The 18,656-nt window shown below is 65.7% G+C and carries 15 protein-coding genes and 1 pseudogene; 7 read left to right on the plus strand and 9 right to left on the minus strand.

Going from position 1 to position 18,656, the window contains the following annotated elements:
* Positions 1-126: 126 nt before the first annotated feature.
* From G7Y29_RS09420 to G7Y29_RS09430, 3 genes are read right to left on the minus strand one after another with little or no spacing between them, the layout of a single operon-like run.
* Positions 127-852: an ABC transporter permease gene (locus G7Y29_RS09420; protein ID WP_165002327.1), complete on the minus strand. Its 726-nt coding sequence runs from the start codon at positions 850-852 to the stop codon at positions 127-129.
* Complete coding sequence (locus G7Y29_RS09425) at positions 845-1,825, minus strand: ABC transporter ATP-binding protein (protein WP_165002328.1); 981 nt, start codon at positions 1,823-1,825, stop codon at positions 845-847. The genes G7Y29_RS09420 and G7Y29_RS09425 overlap by 8 nt, the downstream gene beginning before the upstream one ends.
* On the minus strand, positions 1,818-2,285 hold the full coding sequence (locus G7Y29_RS09430; protein WP_165002329.1) for an NUDIX domain-containing protein: 468 nt from the start codon (positions 2,283-2,285) through the stop codon (positions 1,818-1,820). Before G7Y29_RS09430 ends, G7Y29_RS09425 begins: the two co-directional genes overlap by 8 nt.
* Before the next feature lie 79 nt (positions 2,286-2,364).
* Between G7Y29_RS09430 and G7Y29_RS09435 the strand changes: the two genes are divergently transcribed.
* From G7Y29_RS09435 to G7Y29_RS09445, 3 genes are read left to right on the plus strand one after another with little or no spacing between them, the layout of a single operon-like run.
* Positions 2,365-3,786, plus strand: a complete 1,422-nt coding sequence (locus G7Y29_RS09435) for a hypothetical protein (protein WP_165002330.1) — start codon at positions 2,365-2,367, stop codon at positions 3,784-3,786.
* Positions 3,783-4,775, plus strand: coding sequence for a glutamate ABC transporter substrate-binding protein (locus tag G7Y29_RS09440; RefSeq protein WP_249399747.1), 993 nt, complete (start codon positions 3,783-3,785; stop codon positions 4,773-4,775). Before G7Y29_RS09435 ends, G7Y29_RS09440 begins: the two co-directional genes overlap by 4 nt.
* Positions 4,700-7,189 carry a serine/threonine protein kinase gene (locus tag G7Y29_RS09445; RefSeq protein WP_165002331.1) on the plus strand — a complete coding sequence of 830 codons (2,490 nt, stop codon included), beginning with the start codon at positions 4,700-4,702 and terminating at the stop codon, positions 7,187-7,189. Before G7Y29_RS09440 ends, G7Y29_RS09445 begins: the two co-directional genes overlap by 76 nt.
* 15 nt (positions 7,190-7,204) lie before the next feature.
* Here G7Y29_RS09445 and G7Y29_RS09450 read toward each other — a convergent pair whose 3' ends face one another.
* From G7Y29_RS09450 to G7Y29_RS09465, 4 genes are all read right to left on the minus strand, one after another.
* The gene (locus G7Y29_RS09450; RefSeq protein WP_165002332.1) at positions 7,205-8,404 is read right to left on the minus strand and encodes an acetate kinase; all 1,200 of its coding nucleotides are present in this window, start codon (positions 8,402-8,404) and stop codon (positions 7,205-7,207) included.
* Positions 8,404-9,762 (minus strand): phosphate acetyltransferase, encoded by a 1,359-nt coding sequence (gene pta, locus G7Y29_RS09455; RefSeq protein WP_165002333.1) that lies wholly within the window; start codon positions 9,760-9,762, stop codon positions 8,404-8,406. Before pta ends, G7Y29_RS09450 begins: the two co-directional genes overlap by 1 nt.
* 95 nt (positions 9,763-9,857) lie before the next feature.
* Positions 9,858-10,922 (minus strand): ATP-grasp domain-containing protein, encoded by a 1,065-nt coding sequence (locus G7Y29_RS09460; RefSeq protein ID WP_165002334.1) that lies wholly within the window; start codon positions 10,920-10,922, stop codon positions 9,858-9,860.
* Between the two features lie 12 nt (positions 10,923-10,934).
* Positions 10,935-12,224, minus strand: a complete 1,290-nt coding sequence (locus G7Y29_RS09465) for an adenylosuccinate synthase (RefSeq protein ID WP_165002335.1) — start codon at positions 12,222-12,224, stop codon at positions 10,935-10,937.
* Between the two features lie 49 nt (positions 12,225-12,273).
* Here G7Y29_RS09465 and G7Y29_RS09470 point away from each other — a divergent pair, with 49 nt between their 5' ends.
* The 4 genes and pseudogenes from G7Y29_RS09470 to nadC all read left to right on the plus strand — a co-directional run bounded on the left by G7Y29_RS09470 (position 12,274) and on the right by nadC (position 16,397).
* On the plus strand, positions 12,274-13,170 hold the full coding sequence (locus tag G7Y29_RS09470) for a hypothetical protein (RefSeq protein ID WP_165002336.1): 897 nt from the start codon (positions 12,274-12,276) through the stop codon (positions 13,168-13,170).
* Positions 13,171-13,505: 335 nt separating this feature from the next.
* The gene (locus tag G7Y29_RS09475; RefSeq protein ID WP_165002337.1) at positions 13,506-14,348 is read left to right on the plus strand and encodes a PRC and DUF2382 domain-containing protein; all 843 of its coding nucleotides are present in this window, start codon (positions 13,506-13,508) and stop codon (positions 14,346-14,348) included.
* Between the two features lie 162 nt (positions 14,349-14,510).
* Positions 14,511-15,532 (plus strand): annotated as a pseudogene (nadA, locus tag G7Y29_RS09480) (quinolinate synthase NadA).
* A 4-nt stretch (positions 15,533-15,536) separates the two neighbouring features.
* Positions 15,537-16,397 carry a carboxylating nicotinate-nucleotide diphosphorylase gene (gene nadC, locus G7Y29_RS09485; RefSeq protein ID WP_165002338.1) on the plus strand — a complete coding sequence of 287 codons (861 nt, stop codon included), beginning with the start codon at positions 15,537-15,539 and terminating at the stop codon, positions 16,395-16,397.
* On the opposite strand, the gene G7Y29_RS09490 is transcribed toward nadC, so the two are convergent.
* Both G7Y29_RS09490 and fbaA read right to left on the minus strand, forming a co-directional pair.
* Positions 16,394-17,560 carry an FUSC family protein gene (locus G7Y29_RS09490; protein WP_165002339.1) on the minus strand — a complete coding sequence of 389 codons (1,167 nt, stop codon included), beginning with the start codon at positions 17,558-17,560 and terminating at the stop codon, positions 16,394-16,396. The genes nadC and G7Y29_RS09490 overlap by 4 nt on opposite strands.
* A 55-nt stretch (positions 17,561-17,615) precedes the next feature.
* Positions 17,616-18,650, minus strand: coding sequence for a class II fructose-bisphosphate aldolase (gene fbaA, locus G7Y29_RS09495; protein ID WP_165002340.1), 1,035 nt, complete (start codon positions 18,648-18,650; stop codon positions 17,616-17,618).
* Positions 18,651-18,656 lie beyond the last annotated feature (6 nt).

Consider the following 18,656-nt stretch of genomic DNA (forward strand, 5'->3'; position numbering starts at 1 on the left):
GCTCCAGTAGCGCTGCAGAAGCGCGAGGTCGGCCAGACTCGGATGTCACGGTCAGCGGTTTTTGCGCCGCATAACCCCAGGCGGTCACAGTCGAGAAAAGCCTAACCGTGACATCTCACCCCATCCTCAGGCGTCGCGGCGGTGCAGCAGCACGACGCCGACAACCCACGCCGCCAAGGCCCAGGCCGCGAAGATGCCCAGCGACGCCCACACACCGTGGTTCTGCGTGGGCGTGTTGAACATGAACGCGAACAGGTTGGAAAACGGCATGTAACCGACGATGTCGCGGCCGACGCGCGGGATGAACCCGATGACGGTCTCGGCGACGAACTGCATCGCGAAGACGAGCGTGACGGTGCCGGCGGTGTTGCGCACGATCCAACCCACGCCGTGGGTGAACATCACCAGCAGTGCGGCGCCCAGCGGCAGCGCCCACAGCGCGCGCAGGGTTGCGGCGTTGCTGGTCCAGTTCGCGGGCACGCTCGCGAGCGCGTCACCGAGCGTGAACGCGAGCACGGAGGCGAGGAACACCGTCGCCGCGGCGAGCGCGGCGTAGAGCAGCAGCTTCGCCAGCGCCACCTGCCAGCGCTGGGGCGCGAGGCGGAAGTTGGTGGCCTGGACGCCGAAGCGGTATTCGGTGGTGACCACCATCGCAGCCTGGACAATGACGATGATGGCGGAGATCATGCCCACCGTCATGATGACGGTGATCGGGATGTACATGCCGCCGCCGGCGGGTGCGGCGAAGATCGCGGCGAAGCCGGCGGCGGCAGCGAGGATCAGGCCGGTCGTCCAGAAGAAGGAGGCGGTGGAGCGCAGCTTGGTCCACTCGGCGGGGAACAGGTTAAGCACGGTGTTTACCCTTCAGTGAGACCTGGGAGGTTTCCCGGGAGGTTGGCTGGGTGGTTGCCTGGTACTGAACGTGGCCCTCGGTGGACTGGATGTAGGCGTCCTCGAGCGAGGCGCGGCGCTCGGTCAGCTCGGCAATCGGCACTCCGGCTGAGAAGGCCAGGGCCCCGATCTCGTCGGAGGAGCGGCCCTCGATTGTGATTGTGGGGCGCCCGTCAAGATCCGCGCCGCGCACGAAGCGCACCTCGGCGGCGGCCAGTGCGGCCTCCATCTCCGCGATGGCTTCCGTCCCCGCGGGGCGGACCACGGTGGCCATGGCAGAATTGCCCTTGATGAACTCGTGCACCGAGGTGTCCGCGACGAGCCTGCCCCGGCCGATCACGATGAGGTGGTCGGCGGTCTGCGCCATCTCGGCGAGCAGATGGGAGGAGACCAAGATGGTGCGGCCTTCGTCGGCCAGACCGCGCAGCAGGCCGCGGACCCAGCGGATTCCCTCCGGGTCGAGGCCGTTGACCGGCTCGTCCAGGATCAGGTACTCCGGGTCGCCGAGCATGGCGGACGCGATGCCGAGGCGCTGCCCCATGCCGAGGGAGAAACCACCGGCGCGCTTGCCGGCGACGCCGGACAGGCCGACGAGTTCCAGGACCTCGTCCACGCGGGCGGCAGGCAGACCGGAGGCCTGCGCCTGCCACAGCAGCGAGGCGCGCGCGGAGCGGTTCGGGTGCACGCCTTTGGCGTCCAGGAGCGCACCGACCCGGCGCGCGGGTTGCTTCAACTGCGCGTAGGGGGAGCCGTCGATAAGCGCGGTGCCCGATGTGGGGGTGTCCAGGCCGAGGATCATGCGCATGGTGGTGGACTTGCCGGCGCCGTTCGGGCCGAGGAAGCCGGTGACCACGCCGGGTTTGACGGTGAACGTGAGATCGTCCACCGCGCGCACCGGACCGTACTGTTTGGTCAGGCCATTAACGTCAATCATGCGGCTTAGTATGCCTCATGAGCGTGTCCAGTGACGCCTCAAAGCCCGCGTGCAGCGGCAGCCGGCGGATCTCTCCCAGGGGCACCCACCTCAGCTCCTCCGACTCCTCGTTGGGCTCGACGGGGATCGGCTCACCGGAGCGTGTGCGGGCGATGACGGTGGTGTAGGTCCAGCCGGAATCGAACGGACCCGCGGTGACCAGCGCGGATTCGACGGCAATCAGCGAAGAATCGATTGCGCACTCCTCCACCGTCTCGCGCACCGCGGTCTCCTCCACGCTCTCGTGCGAATCGCGCGCCCCACCCGGCAGAGCCCACGTGCCGCCCTGCGCCGTCCATGCCGCGCGGTGTTGCAGCAGCAGCAGTTCTCCAGCCTGCAGAAACAGCCCGGCCGCACCATGGCGGCCCCATAGTTTAATGCCGCCGGGACCTTCGACCCATCCGTTGCCGTCGCCTTCCATATCCCCTACTGTAGGCACGCGCGCAACAATCGCCCAATAGTTATGGCGCGGGGGTCGTTTGGCGGGTTATGGTGTAGCAATGCGGCAAGAGGCAGGCGTGATCGATAGCCCTGCGCTTGACGACGCTTGGGTCGACGAGATCGAAGCCCTCCCCGAGAACCGTTCGGCGCGGGTGCGGATGGCCGAGACGTTCACCGGCCCGCTGCGCTGGGTGCGCCGCGTGTTCGACTTCCTCACCACCACCCCGGGCCAGATCGTGACCGTCATGCTGATTCTCACCCTCGCGTTGGTGGCGGCGGGCGTGTCCATGAGCCAGTCGATGGCGGCGCGCCAGCAGTCGATGGATGTGTTGGTCAACTCCACCGAGCCGATGAGCAACTCGGCGCACACGCTGATCACCTCCCTGTCCCAGGCGGACACCATCGCCACCACCACCTTCGTGCAGCCGGGGATCTCGAGCGAGTACGACATGAACCTCTTCATGGAGTCGGTCGACGCCGCCGTGGTGGCCGCGAACCAGGTGCTCGAGGGCACCGTCGAATCCGGCGGCACCGACGAGGAGATCCGGAGCTCGGTGCTGCAGATCCAGCGCGACATCCCCGTCTACGCCGGGCTGATGGAGCGCGCGAAGACGAACCAGCGCATGGGAAACCCGGTCAGCGTGGCGTACATGTCGTCGGGCTCCAACATCATGCGCGAGCGCATGCTGGGCAACGCCTCGCGGCTCTTCGATCTCACGCGCGGGCAGGTCGCCGATGAGATGGAGCGCCTCTCGCGACCGCAGTGGGTGCCGCTGTCCGGTCTCGTGGCAGCTCTGTTTTTCCTCGTGCTGGCGCAAATCTGGTTGTGGCGGGTTTTCCGCCGCCGGCTCAACCGCGGTTTCCTCGCCGCGACGGTGATGATGGTGACCGCGATTCTGTGGGCGTCGGCGGCGAACTACGCGGTGTGGCAGTCGGGCCAGGTCGCCTTCGATCGGGCGGCCGAGCCGTGGGAGGAGCTGACAACCGCGCGTATCGACGCCCAAGAGACCCGCACCGACGAAATCTTCGCACTCCTGCGCCGCCAGTCCGTCACGGACGCCGACACCACCTTCGAAAACACCTACCAGTCGGTCAGCCGGGCCCTTGACACCGCCTCCGCGTCCACCTCGGAGTCGACGGACCCGGCGGTGGTCGACGCCGCCCGCGCCGCGCTGGAGCAGTGGAACGTCGCGCACTCAGACCTGGTGCGCACGCTTGGCGACGGCCAGTTCGACCGCGCCGTAGAAGTCCTCACCGCACCCAACCCCGACGACGGCGTGCCGTCGTCCACGCGCGCGTACACCCAGCTGGACAACGCCCTGTCGACCCTGATCGGACAGTCGCGCCAGGACATGCGCGAATTCATCGACGCCTCGCTCGACGCCACCAAGGCGGTCTCTACCGCGGTCCTGCTGCTCACCACCCTGTCCGTCCTGGCGATTTGGCTGGGTATCCGCCGCCGTCTGGGGGAATACCTGTGAGTACGTACCGTCTCATTGCGCTCGCGTCCGTGCTGCTGCTCAGTGCGTGCGCGTCAGCCCCGGCGAATAAACCTGCGCCGGCGCCTCCGACCGACCCGGTGCCCGCCTACAGCGGCGTGCCGCTCCCACCGGGCGCGACCGTGGACAAGCCCGGTGTCGAGCCGGAGTCCACTTTCCAGGATGACGCAGGCTGGGAGGGGTCGCTGCGGCCCGACAACGCGACGCCCAAGGAGCGCGTGCCCGAGGTGGTGGCGCGCGGGCGAATCGTCGTCGGTGTCGACCAGTCGCAGTTACTGCTCTCCTACCGCGACGTCACCGCGGGCGACCTGCGCGGTTTCGAGATCGACTTGGCGCGTGAGATTTCCAAGGACATCTTCGGCGACCCCAACCGAGTGGATTTCCGCTTTGTCGGATCGCAGTCGCGCACCCAGTCACTCGAGGACGGCGACGTCGACATCGTCATCCGCACCATGTCCGTCACACCCGACCGCCTCGAGCGGGTCGACTTCTCCACCCCGTACCTCACGTCCTACGTGCGGCTGCTTGCTCCCCTGGACCGCGGCATTTCGGGTGAGGACGACCTACCGGGCAAGACGGTGTGCGTGGTCGACGGCACCAATTTGCTGCAGATGGCGCGTGCACTCGCACCCGAGTCGCCGATCATGCGCACCCGCACCTGGGCGGACTGCCTTATGGCCACCCAGCAATTCCACGCGGACGCCATTCTCGCCGACGACGCCATCCTCGCCGGGATGTCCGCACAGGACCCGTACGCCGCGATTCTGCCGCGCCGCTACGGCACGCAGCAGTATGCGGTCGGCATCCCGAAAGGTGATGCCGGTATGACCACCCAGGTCAATTCCACCCTCGAGCGGCTGCGTAACGACGGCACCTGGAACGCGATGTACCAGCGATGGCTCACCGGCAGCATGACCGGACCGTCCATGCCCGAGCCGCGCTACCGCGCCCGAACCGAGGAGGAGCAGTGAGCGAGGAAAACGGCACCGACGCTGGTACCGACACCGCTACCGAAGCGGCCACCGAAGCCGTCGCCTACAACCCCTTCACCGAGGAGGACCCCGCCACCGAGGCGGTCGCCTTCGACCCGTTCGCACTGGAGGACGACGACAGTGAGGGGGAGGAGGGCGGTTATGCCGGTCTCGGTGACATGGCGGAACTGCTCAAGGACCTGGACGCGCTGCGGAAGGGGCCGCGTCAGGAGGACACGTCGCAACGCTCGCGCCGCGAAGCGCTGGACACATTCCGCGAGTTGCGTGGCGCCAAACGCGCGGCGCGCCCCGTGGCCGACGGCATGGTCGAGCTGCCGTGGGTCGCCCCCACCGACCCGAAGGAGGCGCTGAAGGACCCCACTGCGGCGGTCGTGCAAAAAGGCTTGCCGGAGCCGCAGCTGCACCCCGGCAACGTGGTGGCCGGACAGTACGAGATCATGGGCGTGATCGCGCACGGTGGCATGGGGTGGATCTACGTCGCGCAGGACCACAACGTGGCCGACCGGGTCGTCGTGCTCAAAGGCCTGCACTCGACGAAGAACGCCGACGAGACCGCGGCGGCGGTGGCGGAGCGAGAGTTCCTCGCCGAGATTACCCACCCCGGGATAGTGAAGATATTCAACTTCATCGATGATCCCCGGGTGCCGGGCGGGTTCATCGTCATGGAGTTCGTCGGCGGGCCCAGCCTGCGCCAGCGCCGCAACGAGCAACCCACCCACTTGCTGCCCGTCGACTTGGCCATCGCGTACGTTCTCGAGGTGCTGCCCGCGCTGTCCTATTTGCACTCTCGAGGCGTGGTGTACAACGACCTGAAGCCGGACAACATCATTGTTACCGAGGATCAGGTCAAGCTTATTGATCTCGGTGCAGTAAGCGGCGTCGGCGCCTACGGCTATATCTACGGGACCAAAGGATTTCAGGCGCCCGAGGTTTCGCGTGAAGGCCCCAGCGTCGCCTCCGACATCTATACCATCGGACGGACCCTCGCGGCCCTGGTTGTGGAGCTGCCCCGCACCGACGGCGTCTACGACCCCGGCATCCCGTCGCCATCCTGCGAACCGACGTTCCGCCGCTACCTCTCGCTGTACCGCCTGATCCGCCGCTGCTGCCACGATGACCCAGCGCAGCGCTTCCATTCCGTGGCCGAGTTGGAAGCGCAGCTCTTCGGGGTGCTGCGGGAGTGCATCGCGATCCGGGACGGCCGCACCTTCCCCGCCCAGCACTCGCTGTTCTCCCCGCAGCGCACCACCTTCGGCACCAAGCACCTGGTATTTCGCACCGACCAGCTTATCGACGGCATCAGCCGCACCGTAGAAATCACCCCGCAGGAGGTGGTCGCCGCGCTTCCCGCCCCTCTGATCGACCGCCACGACGTGGGCGCGGCCATGATCCAGGGCACGTCCTACCAGGAGCCGCAGGAAACTCTGGAGAACCTCCGTCAGGCGATGCAGACCCCGCAATACGAACAGTCGCGAGAAATCCCGTTCGGTGTCGTCCGCGCGATGCTCGACCTCGGCCTCACCTACCAGGCCCGCACCTGGCTTGAATCCCTGAAGGACCGCCTTAGCAACAACTGGCGCTTCCACTGGTACTCCGGCGTGACCAGCACGCTTATCGGCGACTTCGCTGCAGCGCAGGCTGACTTCACCCGTGTGCTCGTTGCCGTGCCGGGTGAGGCCGCGCCGAAGCTCGCAATCGCCGCCATCGACGAGCTCATTCTCCAGAACAAGGGCTCCTTCTCCGGCGCATTGCTTGACGACGCTTTAGCGCGCGCCGCGGCCGGCATCCGAACCCACCTTGGCGAGCTGCCGTCCGAGGCGTTCGACCGCTGGCAGGAGGAGGGCATTCTCACAGGTGACTGGACGATGGTGAGCGACACACCCGCCGTACTCCGGTTCAACGCCCTGCGGCTGTATTCCCTGGTGTGGCTGGCTAATCCCACCACGGTATCTTCGGCGTTCGGACTGGCTCGCCTGCTGATGGCGGAACGCGAAGTAGAGCTTGCCGTCGCGGCCCTAGACAAAGTCCCCAACTCCTCACGGCACCATAGGATGGCGCAGCTGACTATCATCCTCGATCTTGTCTCCGACGAGCTGACGGAATCCCGCATCCGCCGCGCGGCCCGCCGTCTGGAGGAAATCCCCAACAACGAGCCGCGGTTCCTCCAGGTAAAGGTCTACGTATTGCGCGCCGCGCTGGCGTTTCTGCGCGACGCCGGCGTGAACCGCGCGACCTCGGACCAGGGACTTTTTGAGTACGACTTCACAACCCGCGATCTGCGCCGGGGGCTGGCGATCACGCTGCGGGAACAGGCGCGCATTGCCCCCTACGCGCGCCACCGCTACGCCCTGGTGGACATGGCGAACAAGGTCCGCCCGTCCACCTGGTTCTAACGCTGCCCGCGTCCGCTACTGCGCCGCGATCTCTGCCGACTTCTGCGCGATCGCGAGCTCCTCGTTCGTGGGCACCACGAGGACCGTGACAGTAGAATCGTCGGTGGTGATCACGCGCGGGTCATCGTTCGGCGCCGCGTTGCGCTCCGGGTCGACGACAATGCCGTAGTTTTCCAGTCCAGCGAGCGCCGCGGCACGGGTTTTTGCGTCGTTCTCCCCCACACCGGCGGTGAACGTGATCGTGTCGACCTTACCCAGGGCGATCATGTAGGACCCGATGTAGCGGCGGAGCTGGGTGATGTAAACATCGAAGGCGAGTTTCGCGTTCTCGTCGCCCTCCTCGATCTTCGCGTGCAGGTCGCGGAAATCGTTGACCCCGGACAGGCCTTTGATGCCGGACTGGCGGTTGAAGAGCGCGTCGATCTCGACGATGCTCATGCCCGCCTGGCGGTAAAGGTGGAAGATGATGCCGGGGTCGATGTCGCCGGTGCGGGTGCCCATGACCAGACCCGCGAGCGGTGTCAGACCCATTGAGGTATCAATCGGGGCGCCGCCCTTGATGGCCGAGCAGGACGCGCCGTTGCCCAGGTGCAGGACGATTTGGTTGACTTCGGAGGCGTCGCGGCCCAGGATCTTCGGTACCTGGCCGGAAACGAATTCGTGGGAGGTGCCGTGGAAGCCGTAGCGGCGGATCTGGTTTGCCTCGGCGACCTCGCGGTTGACTGCGTAGGTGGCCGCAGCAGCCGGCAAATCGCCGAAGAAACCGGTGTCGAACACAGCCACGTGCGGCAGGCCCGGCAGCAGGTCGCGGGCAACCTCGATGCCGTCGATGTTCGCCGGGTTGTGCAGCGGGGCGAGAGGGATAAGGTCGCGGATCTGCGCCACCACCTCGTCCGTGATCAGCACAGGCCCGGAGAAGGTCTGGCCGCCGTGCACGGTGCGGTGGCCCACGGCGATCAGATCGATCTGAGTCGGGCCGACACCGAGGGAGTCGAGCATGGCGACGGCCAGCTGCAGGCCTCCGCGGTGGTCGCGGATCGGCTGGTTGGAGTCATGCTTCTGACCCGCGTAGGTGACCGAGATTTTGCCCCGCGGCTCGCCGATCTTCTCCACCAGGCCCGAAACCAGCGGCGTGTCGCTCGCGGTGGAGGCTGGGTCGACAACCTGGAACTTGATGGATGACGATCCTGAGTTGATAACGAGAACGTAGGACATTACTGCAGCGCTCCTGCCTGGATAGCGGTGATGGCGACGGTGTTGACGATGTCGGGGACGGTGGCGCCTCGGGAAAGGTCGTTGACCGGCTTGTTTAGACCCTGCAGCACCGGGCCGATGGCCAAAGCGTCGCCCGTGCGTTGGGCGATCTTGTAACCTGCGTTGCCGGCTTCGAGGTCGGGAAAAATGTAGACGGTGGCCTCCCCCGCTACGGGGGACTCGGGGGCTTTCTTCTTGCCGACGCCCGGATCGCACGCCGCATCGAACTGCAACGGCCCGTCAACCACCAGCTCCGGGTCGGCCGTCTTCGCCGCTTCGACTGCCTCGACTGCGCGGTCGACGTCTGGGCCCGAACCGGAGGTGCCCGTGGAGTAGGACAAGATGGCGACCTTCGGGTCGATTCCGAACTGCGCGGCCGTCCTCGCGGACACGGCCGCGATCTCACCGAGCTGCTCCGCGGTCGGGTTCGGGTTCACGGCGCAGTCACCGAACGCCCAGAGGCGGTCACGCATGACCATGAGGAAGATGGAGGAGACGACGGACGCGCCCGGCACGGTCTTGATGATCTGGAACGACGGCTTGATCGTGTGCGCGGTGGTGTGGGCCGCGCCGGACACCATGCCGTCGGCAATGCCTTTGTGCACCATCATGGTGCCGAAATAGGAGATGTCCTTGACGGTCTCGCGGGCCTCATCCAGCGTGATGCCCTTTTTCTTGCGCAGTTCAGCGAAATCAGCGGCGAACTCGTCGAGCAGCTCGGACTCAAGGTGATTGAGCAGGTTCGCCTTTTCCAGGTTCAGGCCGAGATCCGCCGCGCGGCGGTTGATGTCGTCGGCGTCACCGAGGATGGTGATCTCCGCAACGTCGTCGGCGAGCAGCTGGTCGGCGGCCTGCAGAATTCGGTCGTCCTCACCCTCCGGCAGGACGATGTGGGCGCGCTTTTCTTTGGCGCGATTGATGAGCCAGGACTCGAAGACGGTGGGAGACATGACTTGGCGCGCCTCGACGACGTTAAGCTCTGCGTCGGCGAGGCCTTCGGCGGTGAACGTGCCGGCGAGAACCGCGCCGAGTTCGCTAATGCGGCGCTCAGCGAGCTCGGTGTTGGCCTGCTCGTCTTTCACCAGCACGACGGGGACACCGAGTGCTGCGGCGAGCTCGGCGTCGAAGCTGAGGTCACCTGTGCCGACGACAAGAGAAGGCCCACTGCCGAGCAAATTGGCGTCGTACATCTCCTGGATATCGGTGCCGAAGGAGTCGAGGCGGACGACACGCAATCCCCGCTGAGAGGCGAAGCCCTCGACGTCGATGCCGTCAAAATTACGGTTTGCAAGTGTGATGAGCAGGGACTGCTCGGACATTGGTACACCTTTCGTAGCCTGGCGATGACCTTCTCAAGTGTACCGACGACAGCCGTAGGTTTCGCCGGTTTTGCGTTCGGGTCCGAAACTACCGATTACGAACCTTTCAGCTCTCCCGCCGCACGTTCCGCCCGCCCCCGCGCCTCTTCCATCGACTCACCGGTCGAGCGGATCAGTGCAATCTCCCCCAGCACCTGGATCCCAGTCTCTTCGACCGCCAGCGCGCGCGCCACTGAATCACGGTCAATAGAGTTCGCCGAGACGAATCGTGCGGCCCCGGGCGTGATCAGTGTGGAGTCGATAGGCAGGCCGGCTACGGCGCGTGCGTGCAGGTCGAATTGGTCTACGCGCTGGGTGGCGCGGGTAACCATCCCTTCCAGGCTCGGGCGCGGGTTCACGTCGGAAAAGTACACCTCGTCGCCGTCGACGAAAAGCTCGATAGAGTACACGCCCTGCGCGCCAATCTTGCCCGAAATGCGCGCCGCGATGGAGCGGGCGTTGTCCATTGCGGCCCCGCTCAGCGGCGCCGGCTGCCACGCCTCAACCAGAACACCGCCTTCGTGGCGGGTGCCGATCGGCTCGCAAAACCACGTGGCCAGTTGGCCCGTCGCGGGATCGACGGAGCGCGCCGTCACGAGAGTGACCTCGAAATCGAAGTCGACGTAGCGCTCCACTGCCACGGCGCCGTCAGGGTTCGTTTCGCGCGCCAGTTGCCACGCCCCGGCGAGCTCTCCTGGGGTCTGGACAACTGTCTGGCCTTTCCCACCCGTGCTCACCGGGGGCTTCACCACGCACGGGTAGCCCACGGATTCCGCGTATCGCTCGAGCTCCTCGGGGGTGTGGGCGAACTCGTACGCCATCGTCGGCAAGCCAAGCTCCTCCGCCGCGGTGCGGCGCACGCCTTCGCGGTTGCGCGTGATATTGCATGCGTCCAGTGAGGGCACGAGCTGAGTGCCCGAAGCACGCTGCCATGAGTCGAGTTCACCCATGTCGATGCCGGAGTTCTCGCACACCACAGTGATCTTGGGCCGGAGGCCCTCCGGCATGGGTTGCTTCAGCGCGCCCACCCAAGCGTCAAAACCGAGGTCCACAAAAGACGTCGCCGTGTTCTGCGCCACCGGCCCGGTGCCCAGAACGAGAACTTGGTCGTTGTTCTGCATCAGCGAGTGCCCCTAGCGCGCCATGACGTCGTTGCGCACGATCGTCTGGCCGCGGCCCGGGCCGACACCGATGTAGCTCATCGGCGCGCCGGAAAGCTCCTCGAGGCGCAGTACGTAATCCTTCGCCTTCTGCGGCAGGTCGTCGAAGTCGGTGACGCCGGTGATGTCCTCGTCCCACGCCGGCATCGTCTCGTAGATCGGCTCGGCGTGGTGGAATTGGGACTGGGTCATCGGCATTTCGTCGAAACGCTCGCCGTCGACGTCGTAGGCCACGCAGATCGGGATCTCCCCGATGCCGGTGAGCACGTCGAGCTTAGTCAGGAAATAGTCGGTGAACCCGTTCACGCGGGAAGCGTAGCGGGCGATCACCGCGTCGTACCAACCGCAACGCCGCTTGCGCCCGGTGTTCACACCCACCTCGCCGCCGACCTGCTGGAGGTAATCGCCCCACTTGTCAAAAAGCTCGGTCGGGAACGGGCCCGCACCGACGCGCGTTGTGTAAGCCTTGATAATCCCCAGGCTGGCCGTGATGCGCGTCGGGCCGATGCCGGTGCCCACACACGCGCCGCCCGCGGTCGGGTTCGACGACGTGACAAACGGGTAGGTGCCGTGGTCGACGTCGAGCATCGTCGCCTGCCCGCCCTCCATGAGCACGTGCTTTCCCTCGTCGAGGGCCTTGTTCAGGGTGTACTCCGCATCGATCACCATCGGTTTGAGGCGCTCGGCGTAACCCAGGAAGTACTCCATGGTCTCGTCGACCTCGATGGCCTTGCGGTTGTACATCTTCACCAGCATCTGGTTCTTCACGTCCAGCGCAGACTCTATCTTCTGGCGCAGGATCGATTCGTCGAAAATGTCCTGGACGCGAAGCCCCACGCGCGCGACTTTGTCCGCGTAGGTGGGGCCAATGCCGCGGCCGGTCGTACCGATGGCACGTTTGCCCAGGAACCGTTCCTGCACCCGGTCGAGCGTCTGGTGGTACGGCGCGACCATGTGCGCGTTGCCGGAGATGCGCAGGCGGGTGGCGTCGGCACCGCGCGCCACGAGGCCGTCGATCTCTTCGAACAGCGCCTCGAGGTTGACCACAACACCGTTTCCCAGGATCGGCACGGCGTTCTCGGACAGCACGCCGGCTGGCAGCAGCTTCAACTCGTACTTCTCCCCGCCGACAACCACGGTGTGCCCCGCGTTATTGCCGCCGTTGGGCTTGACCACGTAATCGACTTTGCCGCCGAGGATGTCCGTGGCCTTACCTTTCCCTTCGTCGCCCCACTGGGCGCCGACGATGACAATGGCGGACATGTTCGCTCCTTATATAGGGGAATGACACGGGTTATTGTAGCGTGAGCGCATGCGGCTCATTCATTGCCAGTGTGGAGGGGGCACGGCGCTTACCGACGCCCCCTTGGCCCTGTCTCTGCCCCCCATCCCGTCACGGGCGGACTTGCGCCCCCTCGATGACCTCGCCGCGGAGCTCCTCCCCCACGACGACACCCCGTCGCTGGTTGAGATCCAGGCGTCGCCATCCGTGCCGCACATGGCGGAGCCCCAGTTCGCGCCTCAGCGCCCGCTGGAACGGCTACGGATCGTGGTGTCCGGAACGGACGCCGCGCTGGGAGCGGTGCTGACGAGAATGATGCGCGGCGATTACCTGTGGGCGGAGGTCGCGTACCTGCCCGCCGACCCGGCGTCGCCGGCCGCGCTGCTGTGGGGTGACCCCACACCCGAGGAGGCGGCCGCCGAGCCGGTGGTGCCCTCGCCGTGCATCCGGAACGACTTTGGACAGGTTGTCGCTGGTTCCGCCACGCTGTCCAACATCGACCCCGCGGCCGAGTTCGTCGGAGAGATCGTCGTCGACTCGGCGGTCCTGGCGCTGCGCACGGGTGAGGAGCCGTCCGCGACCTTCTTCGGCACCTTCGGCGCGAAGCTCGTCCCGACGCCAACGGCACCCGGCATTGCGGCGACGCCGTTGGTCACCCCGCTCGTAACCTCAGGGCGCGCCTCCCGCCGTTCCGCCGAAGAACTCGAGCGACTGCGCGGGCTACCCGGCGGGCGTTGGCTCACCCGCAATGCCGGTGTCCCCGCAGGCCAAACTGACGGGTCCCGCGTGCTCACCGGTCGCGCGCTCCAGGCGGGCGGGAGGGACATCCTGCTGACGGTGGACGGCGTGGCGCGGCAGCGGGCCGTCGAAAAGGCGACCTTCTACCGGCACCTGCGCGACATCCAGAGCGTGAAAATTGACCGATAGGGTGCGGTGTGATTTATATCACATTGAGAGGGTCGTGCGGCAACCGTAAGCGTTCCTTTATCGTCCTGAGATTTTCAAGCGACCGGTCCTGTCGGCTTCCGCCGACATATCCACTGGTCAAGGTGCATGGCCGGGCCATGGTAGTGAAGTCTTAGAGACAGCGCCACCAACTTTCGGATGATGTGGGCCCAGAGGGTCGCACTCGATGCAGAGCGGTGAGGAACGTGGCTACATTCGGGATTGTTCAAGCGAACGACCGGTGCGACACCGAAACGGGAAATTATCCCACGGAGAGCGCACTCGGAACAAATTACTAAAGGAGAATCAACAGAGACATGGCTGATTACAACCGCATTGAGGATCTTGCTAACGCAACCGCATTCGATGTCGACGGTGACAAGGTAGGCGGCGTCAAGGACGTTTACGTTAACGACACCACCGGCCAGCCGGACTTCGTCTCCGTCAACCACGGCCTATTCGGTGGCGGCGACTCCATTGTTCCGCTGCGCGGCCACACCCTGCGTGACGGCGAGCTCCACCTCGCATTCCCGAAGGAGCGCATCGACAATGCTCCGAACCTGGACGAGGACGGCCACCTAACCAACGAGGACCAGGAAGCGTTCTACCGCCACTACGGCCTCGAGGGCACCCAGGATGTCACCACCTACGAGACCGACGCACGCCACGCCGCACCGCTCGCTGGCGAGCGCCGTGACGTTGACGTTGATGTCGACCGTCGTGATGTCGACAACGACACCCTGGTTCGTTCCGAGGAGCAGCTCAACGTGAACAAGGAGCGCGTCGACGCTGGCCAGGTTCGCCTGCGCAAGTACGTCGTCAACGAGACCGAGACCGTGGAGGTTCCGGTCCAGCGCGAAGAGGTTCGCGTCGTCCGTGAGCCCATCACCGACGCTGACCGCGCCAACTTCGACGGCAACATCGGCGACGACGAGGCCGCAGTTACCCTGACCGAGGAGCGCGTCACCGTGAACAAGGAGACCGTCCCGGTGGAGAAGGTTTCCCTGGGCAAGGAGACCATCCAGTCCAACGAGCGCGTCACCGAGGAGCTTCAGAAGGAGCGCATCGAGACCGACGGTGTCGTCACCGATGAGGTTCGCGACCGCGACGTTCTGGACCGCGACGCACGCCCCGACACCGACTTCGGCGCCAACCGCTAAGTCACCCGCTACTGACTTAGCTCAGTAACCCATCGAGCCCCGGCCCTGTGCCGGGGCTCTTTCGGCGTCTGACGGGCAAAATATTGCGCTGCGGTTTTCCCGCCGGTTAAGTCCCGCCGAGTACTATGTAGCAAACTGTTTTCACCTGCGGAAGGATCACCCATGACGTTGTCCCTGGATCAGCTCACCCGCGACAGCGGGATGTGGGAAGGCGTGGAGGCCGACGAGGAGTGGGCGCGGGAGGTCGACAGGCTCAAGCGGGAGCGCAACGCCGTCATCCTGGCCCATAACTACCAGACTCCCGCGATTCAGGACATCGCCGACTTCACCGGTGACTCGCTCGCCTTGTCCCGCAAGGCCGCTGAGACTGACGCGGATGTGATCGTGTTCTGCGGGGTACACTTCATGGCCGAGGCGCGAAGATCCTCTCCCCCGGAAAGACGGTGCTCATCCCCGACCAGGACGCCGGGTGCTCTCTGGCAGACTCCATCACCGCGGAACAGCTGCGGGATTGGCGCTCCGAGCACCCGGACGCTGTCGTGGTGTCCTACGTCAACACCACCGCCGAGGTCAAGGCTCTGACGGACATCTGCTGTACATCCTCCAACGCTGTTGACGTCGTGGCGTCCATCCACCCCGACAAGGATGTTCTTTTCTGCCCGGACCAGTTCCTCGGCGCCCACGTCAAGCGTGAGACGGGACGCGAGAACATCCGCATCTGGTCCGGCGAATGCCACGTGCACGCTGGAATCAGCGCCGCCAAGCTCGCCGAGCAGGCCCAAGCCCACCCCGAGGCCGACCTCTACATCCACCCGGAGTGCGGTTGCGCGACTTCCGCGATCTACCTCGCGGGCGAGGGAGTGATCGACCCGGCGCGCGTCCACATGCCCTCCACGGGCGGAATGCTCGACCTCGCGCACACCGCGGCCCCGGAGCGCAAGGTGCTCGTGGCCACCGAAATCGGAATGCTGCATCAGCTGCGGGCGGCAGCGCCCGAGGTGGACTTCCAGCCCGTCAACGACCGTGCTTCCTGCCGCTACATGAAGATGATCACCCCTGCGGCACTGCTGCGTTGCCTGGTGGAGGGCAAGGACGAGGTGGACGTGCCGGTCGACATCGCCGACAGGGCCCGGGCTTCACTCGAGGCGATGATCGCCATAGGTCAGCCCGGCGGAGGGGAATAGGGCTATGCACCCGCTCAACGAGAAGTTGACCCGCACGCTCCTCGCTACTGCACTTAAGGAGGACCTGGCCTACGGCCCCGACGCGACCACGCTGGCTACGGTCGCGGAGGACGACGTCTCCCGTGCCCGCTTCGTCTCGCGGAAGGCGGGTGTCGTGGCAGGCCTGGACGTCATCCGTTGGGCTCTCGACAGCTCCGAAGCTACCGTGACGCTACTGAAGCGCGACGGCGACCGCATCGCACCCGGTGACACCCTCGCCCAAGTCGAGGCACCCACCCGCACGCTGCTGACCACGGAGCGCACGATCCTCAACATCCTGAGCCACGCCAGCGGCATCGCCACCGCCACACGCCGCTGGGTCGATGCTGTAAACGGCACCGGCGCACGCATCCGTGACACCCGCAAGACGCTGCCCGGCATGCGCGATCTGCAGAAGTACGCCGTGCGCGCTGGCGGGGGTGTCAACCACCGCATGGGGCTGGGCGATGCCGCCATGATCAAGGACAACCACGTTGCGGCGGTCTCCGACAACGGTGCCGAAGGGGTGGTCGCCGCGCTCGACGCCGTGCGGAGCCACGCCCCGAACCTGCCCTGCGAGGTTGAGGTGGACACGCTCGACCAACTCGACGCACTTCTGGGTCTGCCCGAGCCGCCCGAGCTCGTCCTGCTGGACAACTTCAGCATCGGCGCCACGGCCGAAGCAGTGCGACGCCGAAATGAAGCCGCACCCGGGTGCGCACTGGAATCCTCGGGCGGGTTGTCGCTCGATCAAGCACATGCTTACGCCTCGACGGGCGTGGACTACCTCGCGGTAGGAGCGCTGACCCATTCCGTCACCGCACTCGATATCGGGCTGGACTACTAAACGTAGCGCTCCGGCGGGTACTTCGGGCTCGTCGATGTCGGCGTCAGCACCGCCGCCGCCGACTCTCGCGACATGCCGCATACCTGCAGCAGGTCCACGATCAGCGACCGGGTCTGAGCCAGGATCACGTACGCAGAGAGAACACCACCGTCGGGGATGACGTCCATGCCGGTGCGACCGCCGAGAATACGCAGCTCATTGACGATGCGCGGGATTGCCACGGACTGGAGCTTGCGCGAGTTCACCTCGTAGATGTCGGAGATCTCGAGGCAGACGTTGGCGAGGGCGTCGATAAGCGCGATTTGCTCGGGCGAGACCTCGTCCCGGTCGCCGCACAGAATATGGGCGCGGCGGGCGAGCACGCGCGTCGTGCGTATCGCAGTATCGACCGGTGGGATGACCAACTCCAGCGAGTGCACGTAGCGGCGTGAGCCCCACAGGAACGGGGAGAGGCGCGCAGACTCGGCGCCCGAGGCCAGCGCGGTGGACATGGCGTCGATGTCGTTCTGCGAACCACGGATCGACTCGAGCGCGTCATCGATCACGGCCGCGCCGCCGCCGCGGAGGCCGTCGGCGACATCGTCAAGCACCGACGACATCAGCTCCATCACCTTTGCAATCTCCCGGCGCGCGGTACCCACCGGGCCCTGCGGAATGAGCGCCAGCGTCACCATCGCCACAGCCGCACCGACGAACGCATCCACCGTGCGGTCGATGCCCGTAACCTCCCCGCCCGGGGGCATGATCGTGGCGATGAGCACGGAGCCGATCGCGACCTGGTTGTTCACCAGCTGTGAACGCGAGAAGAACGAGGCGATGAGCAGCGCGCCGGCGACAATGACCGCGATCTGCCATCCGCCCGCCCCGATACGGTAGAACAGCAGGTCCCCCACCAGCACGCCGAGGATGCAGCCCAGCGAGATGTCCCCCGCCTTGGTGATGCGCTCGCCACCGGTCATGCCGATGATGATGATCACCGAGATCGGCGCGAAGAAAGGCTGCGCGTGCCCGAAGATCTCGCTGGCGATCCAGTAGGCGATGCCCGCGGCGAGTGCGGTTTGCAGGATGGGAAGTAGCCGCTTGCGCACTCGAGTCGCGCGGGCTCCGAGCGAAAGGTCGACGGACTTCAACCGGGCGCGGGTGCCCATCCTCTCTTTTGCCATGCCCTCACCATAGCGCGGGCCCAGTTGAGAGCGCCCAGGAAGAAGACCGGAGAACTTACTTGGACACGGACTTGCCCACGGAGTGCAGGTCCTGGCACGCCTCGATGACGCGCTCGGACATGGACTGCTCCGCCTTCTTCAGGTAGGAGCGCGGGTCGTAGACCTTTTTGTTGCCCACCTCGCCGTCGACCTTGAGCACGCCGTCGAAGTTGGAGAACATGTGGCCCGCGATCGGGCGGGTGAACGCGTACTGGGTGTCGGTGTCCACGTTCATCTTCACCACGCCGTAGGACAGAGCCTCCTCGATCTTCTCCTTCTCGGAACCGGAGCCGCCGTGGAAAACGAAGTCGAACGGCTTGGAGCCCTCCTGGAGACCGAGCTTGGCGATCGCGGTCTTCTGGCCCATGTCCAGCACATCCGGGCGCAGCTTCACGTTGCCCGGCTTGTACACGCCGTGGACGTTGCCGAAGGTGGCGGCCAACAGGTAGCGGCCGTGCTCACCCAAGGTCAGAGCATCGATGGTCTTCTCGAAGTCCTCCGCAACCGTGTACAGGTTCGCGCCAGCCTTCGCCTCGACGCCGTCCTCCTCGCCGCCGACGACACCGATCTCCACCTCGAGGATGATGTTCGCCGCATGCGCCTTGGCCAGCAGCTCCTTGGCGATCTCCAGGTTCTCATCGATCGGGATGGCCGAGCCGTCCCACATGTGGGATTGGAACAGTGGCAGCTCACCGCGGTCGACGCGCTCCTGAGAGATGGCGATGAGCGGGCGGACGTACTCGTCGAGCACCTCCTTCTGGCAGTGGTCGGTGTGTAGCGCGATGTTGACGTCATAGTGCTTGGCAATCTCGTGCGCGAAAGCGGCGAGCGCGGTGGCGCCGGCGACCTTGTTCTTCACGCCCAGACCGGAGCCGAACTCGGCGCCGCCGGTGGAGAACTGGATGATGCCGTCGGACTCAGCCTCGGCGAAACCCTTGATGGCCGCGTTGATGGTCTCGGACGAGGTGCAGTTGATGGCCGGGAAGGCGAAGCCGTTCTCCTTCGCCCGGTCGAACATCTCGTTGTAGACCTCGGGGGTTGCGATAGGCATGGATTA

The organism is Corynebacterium qintianiae (assembly GCF_011038645.2).
GTDB lineage: Bacteria > Actinomycetota > Actinomycetes > Mycobacteriales > Mycobacteriaceae > Corynebacterium > Corynebacterium qintianiae.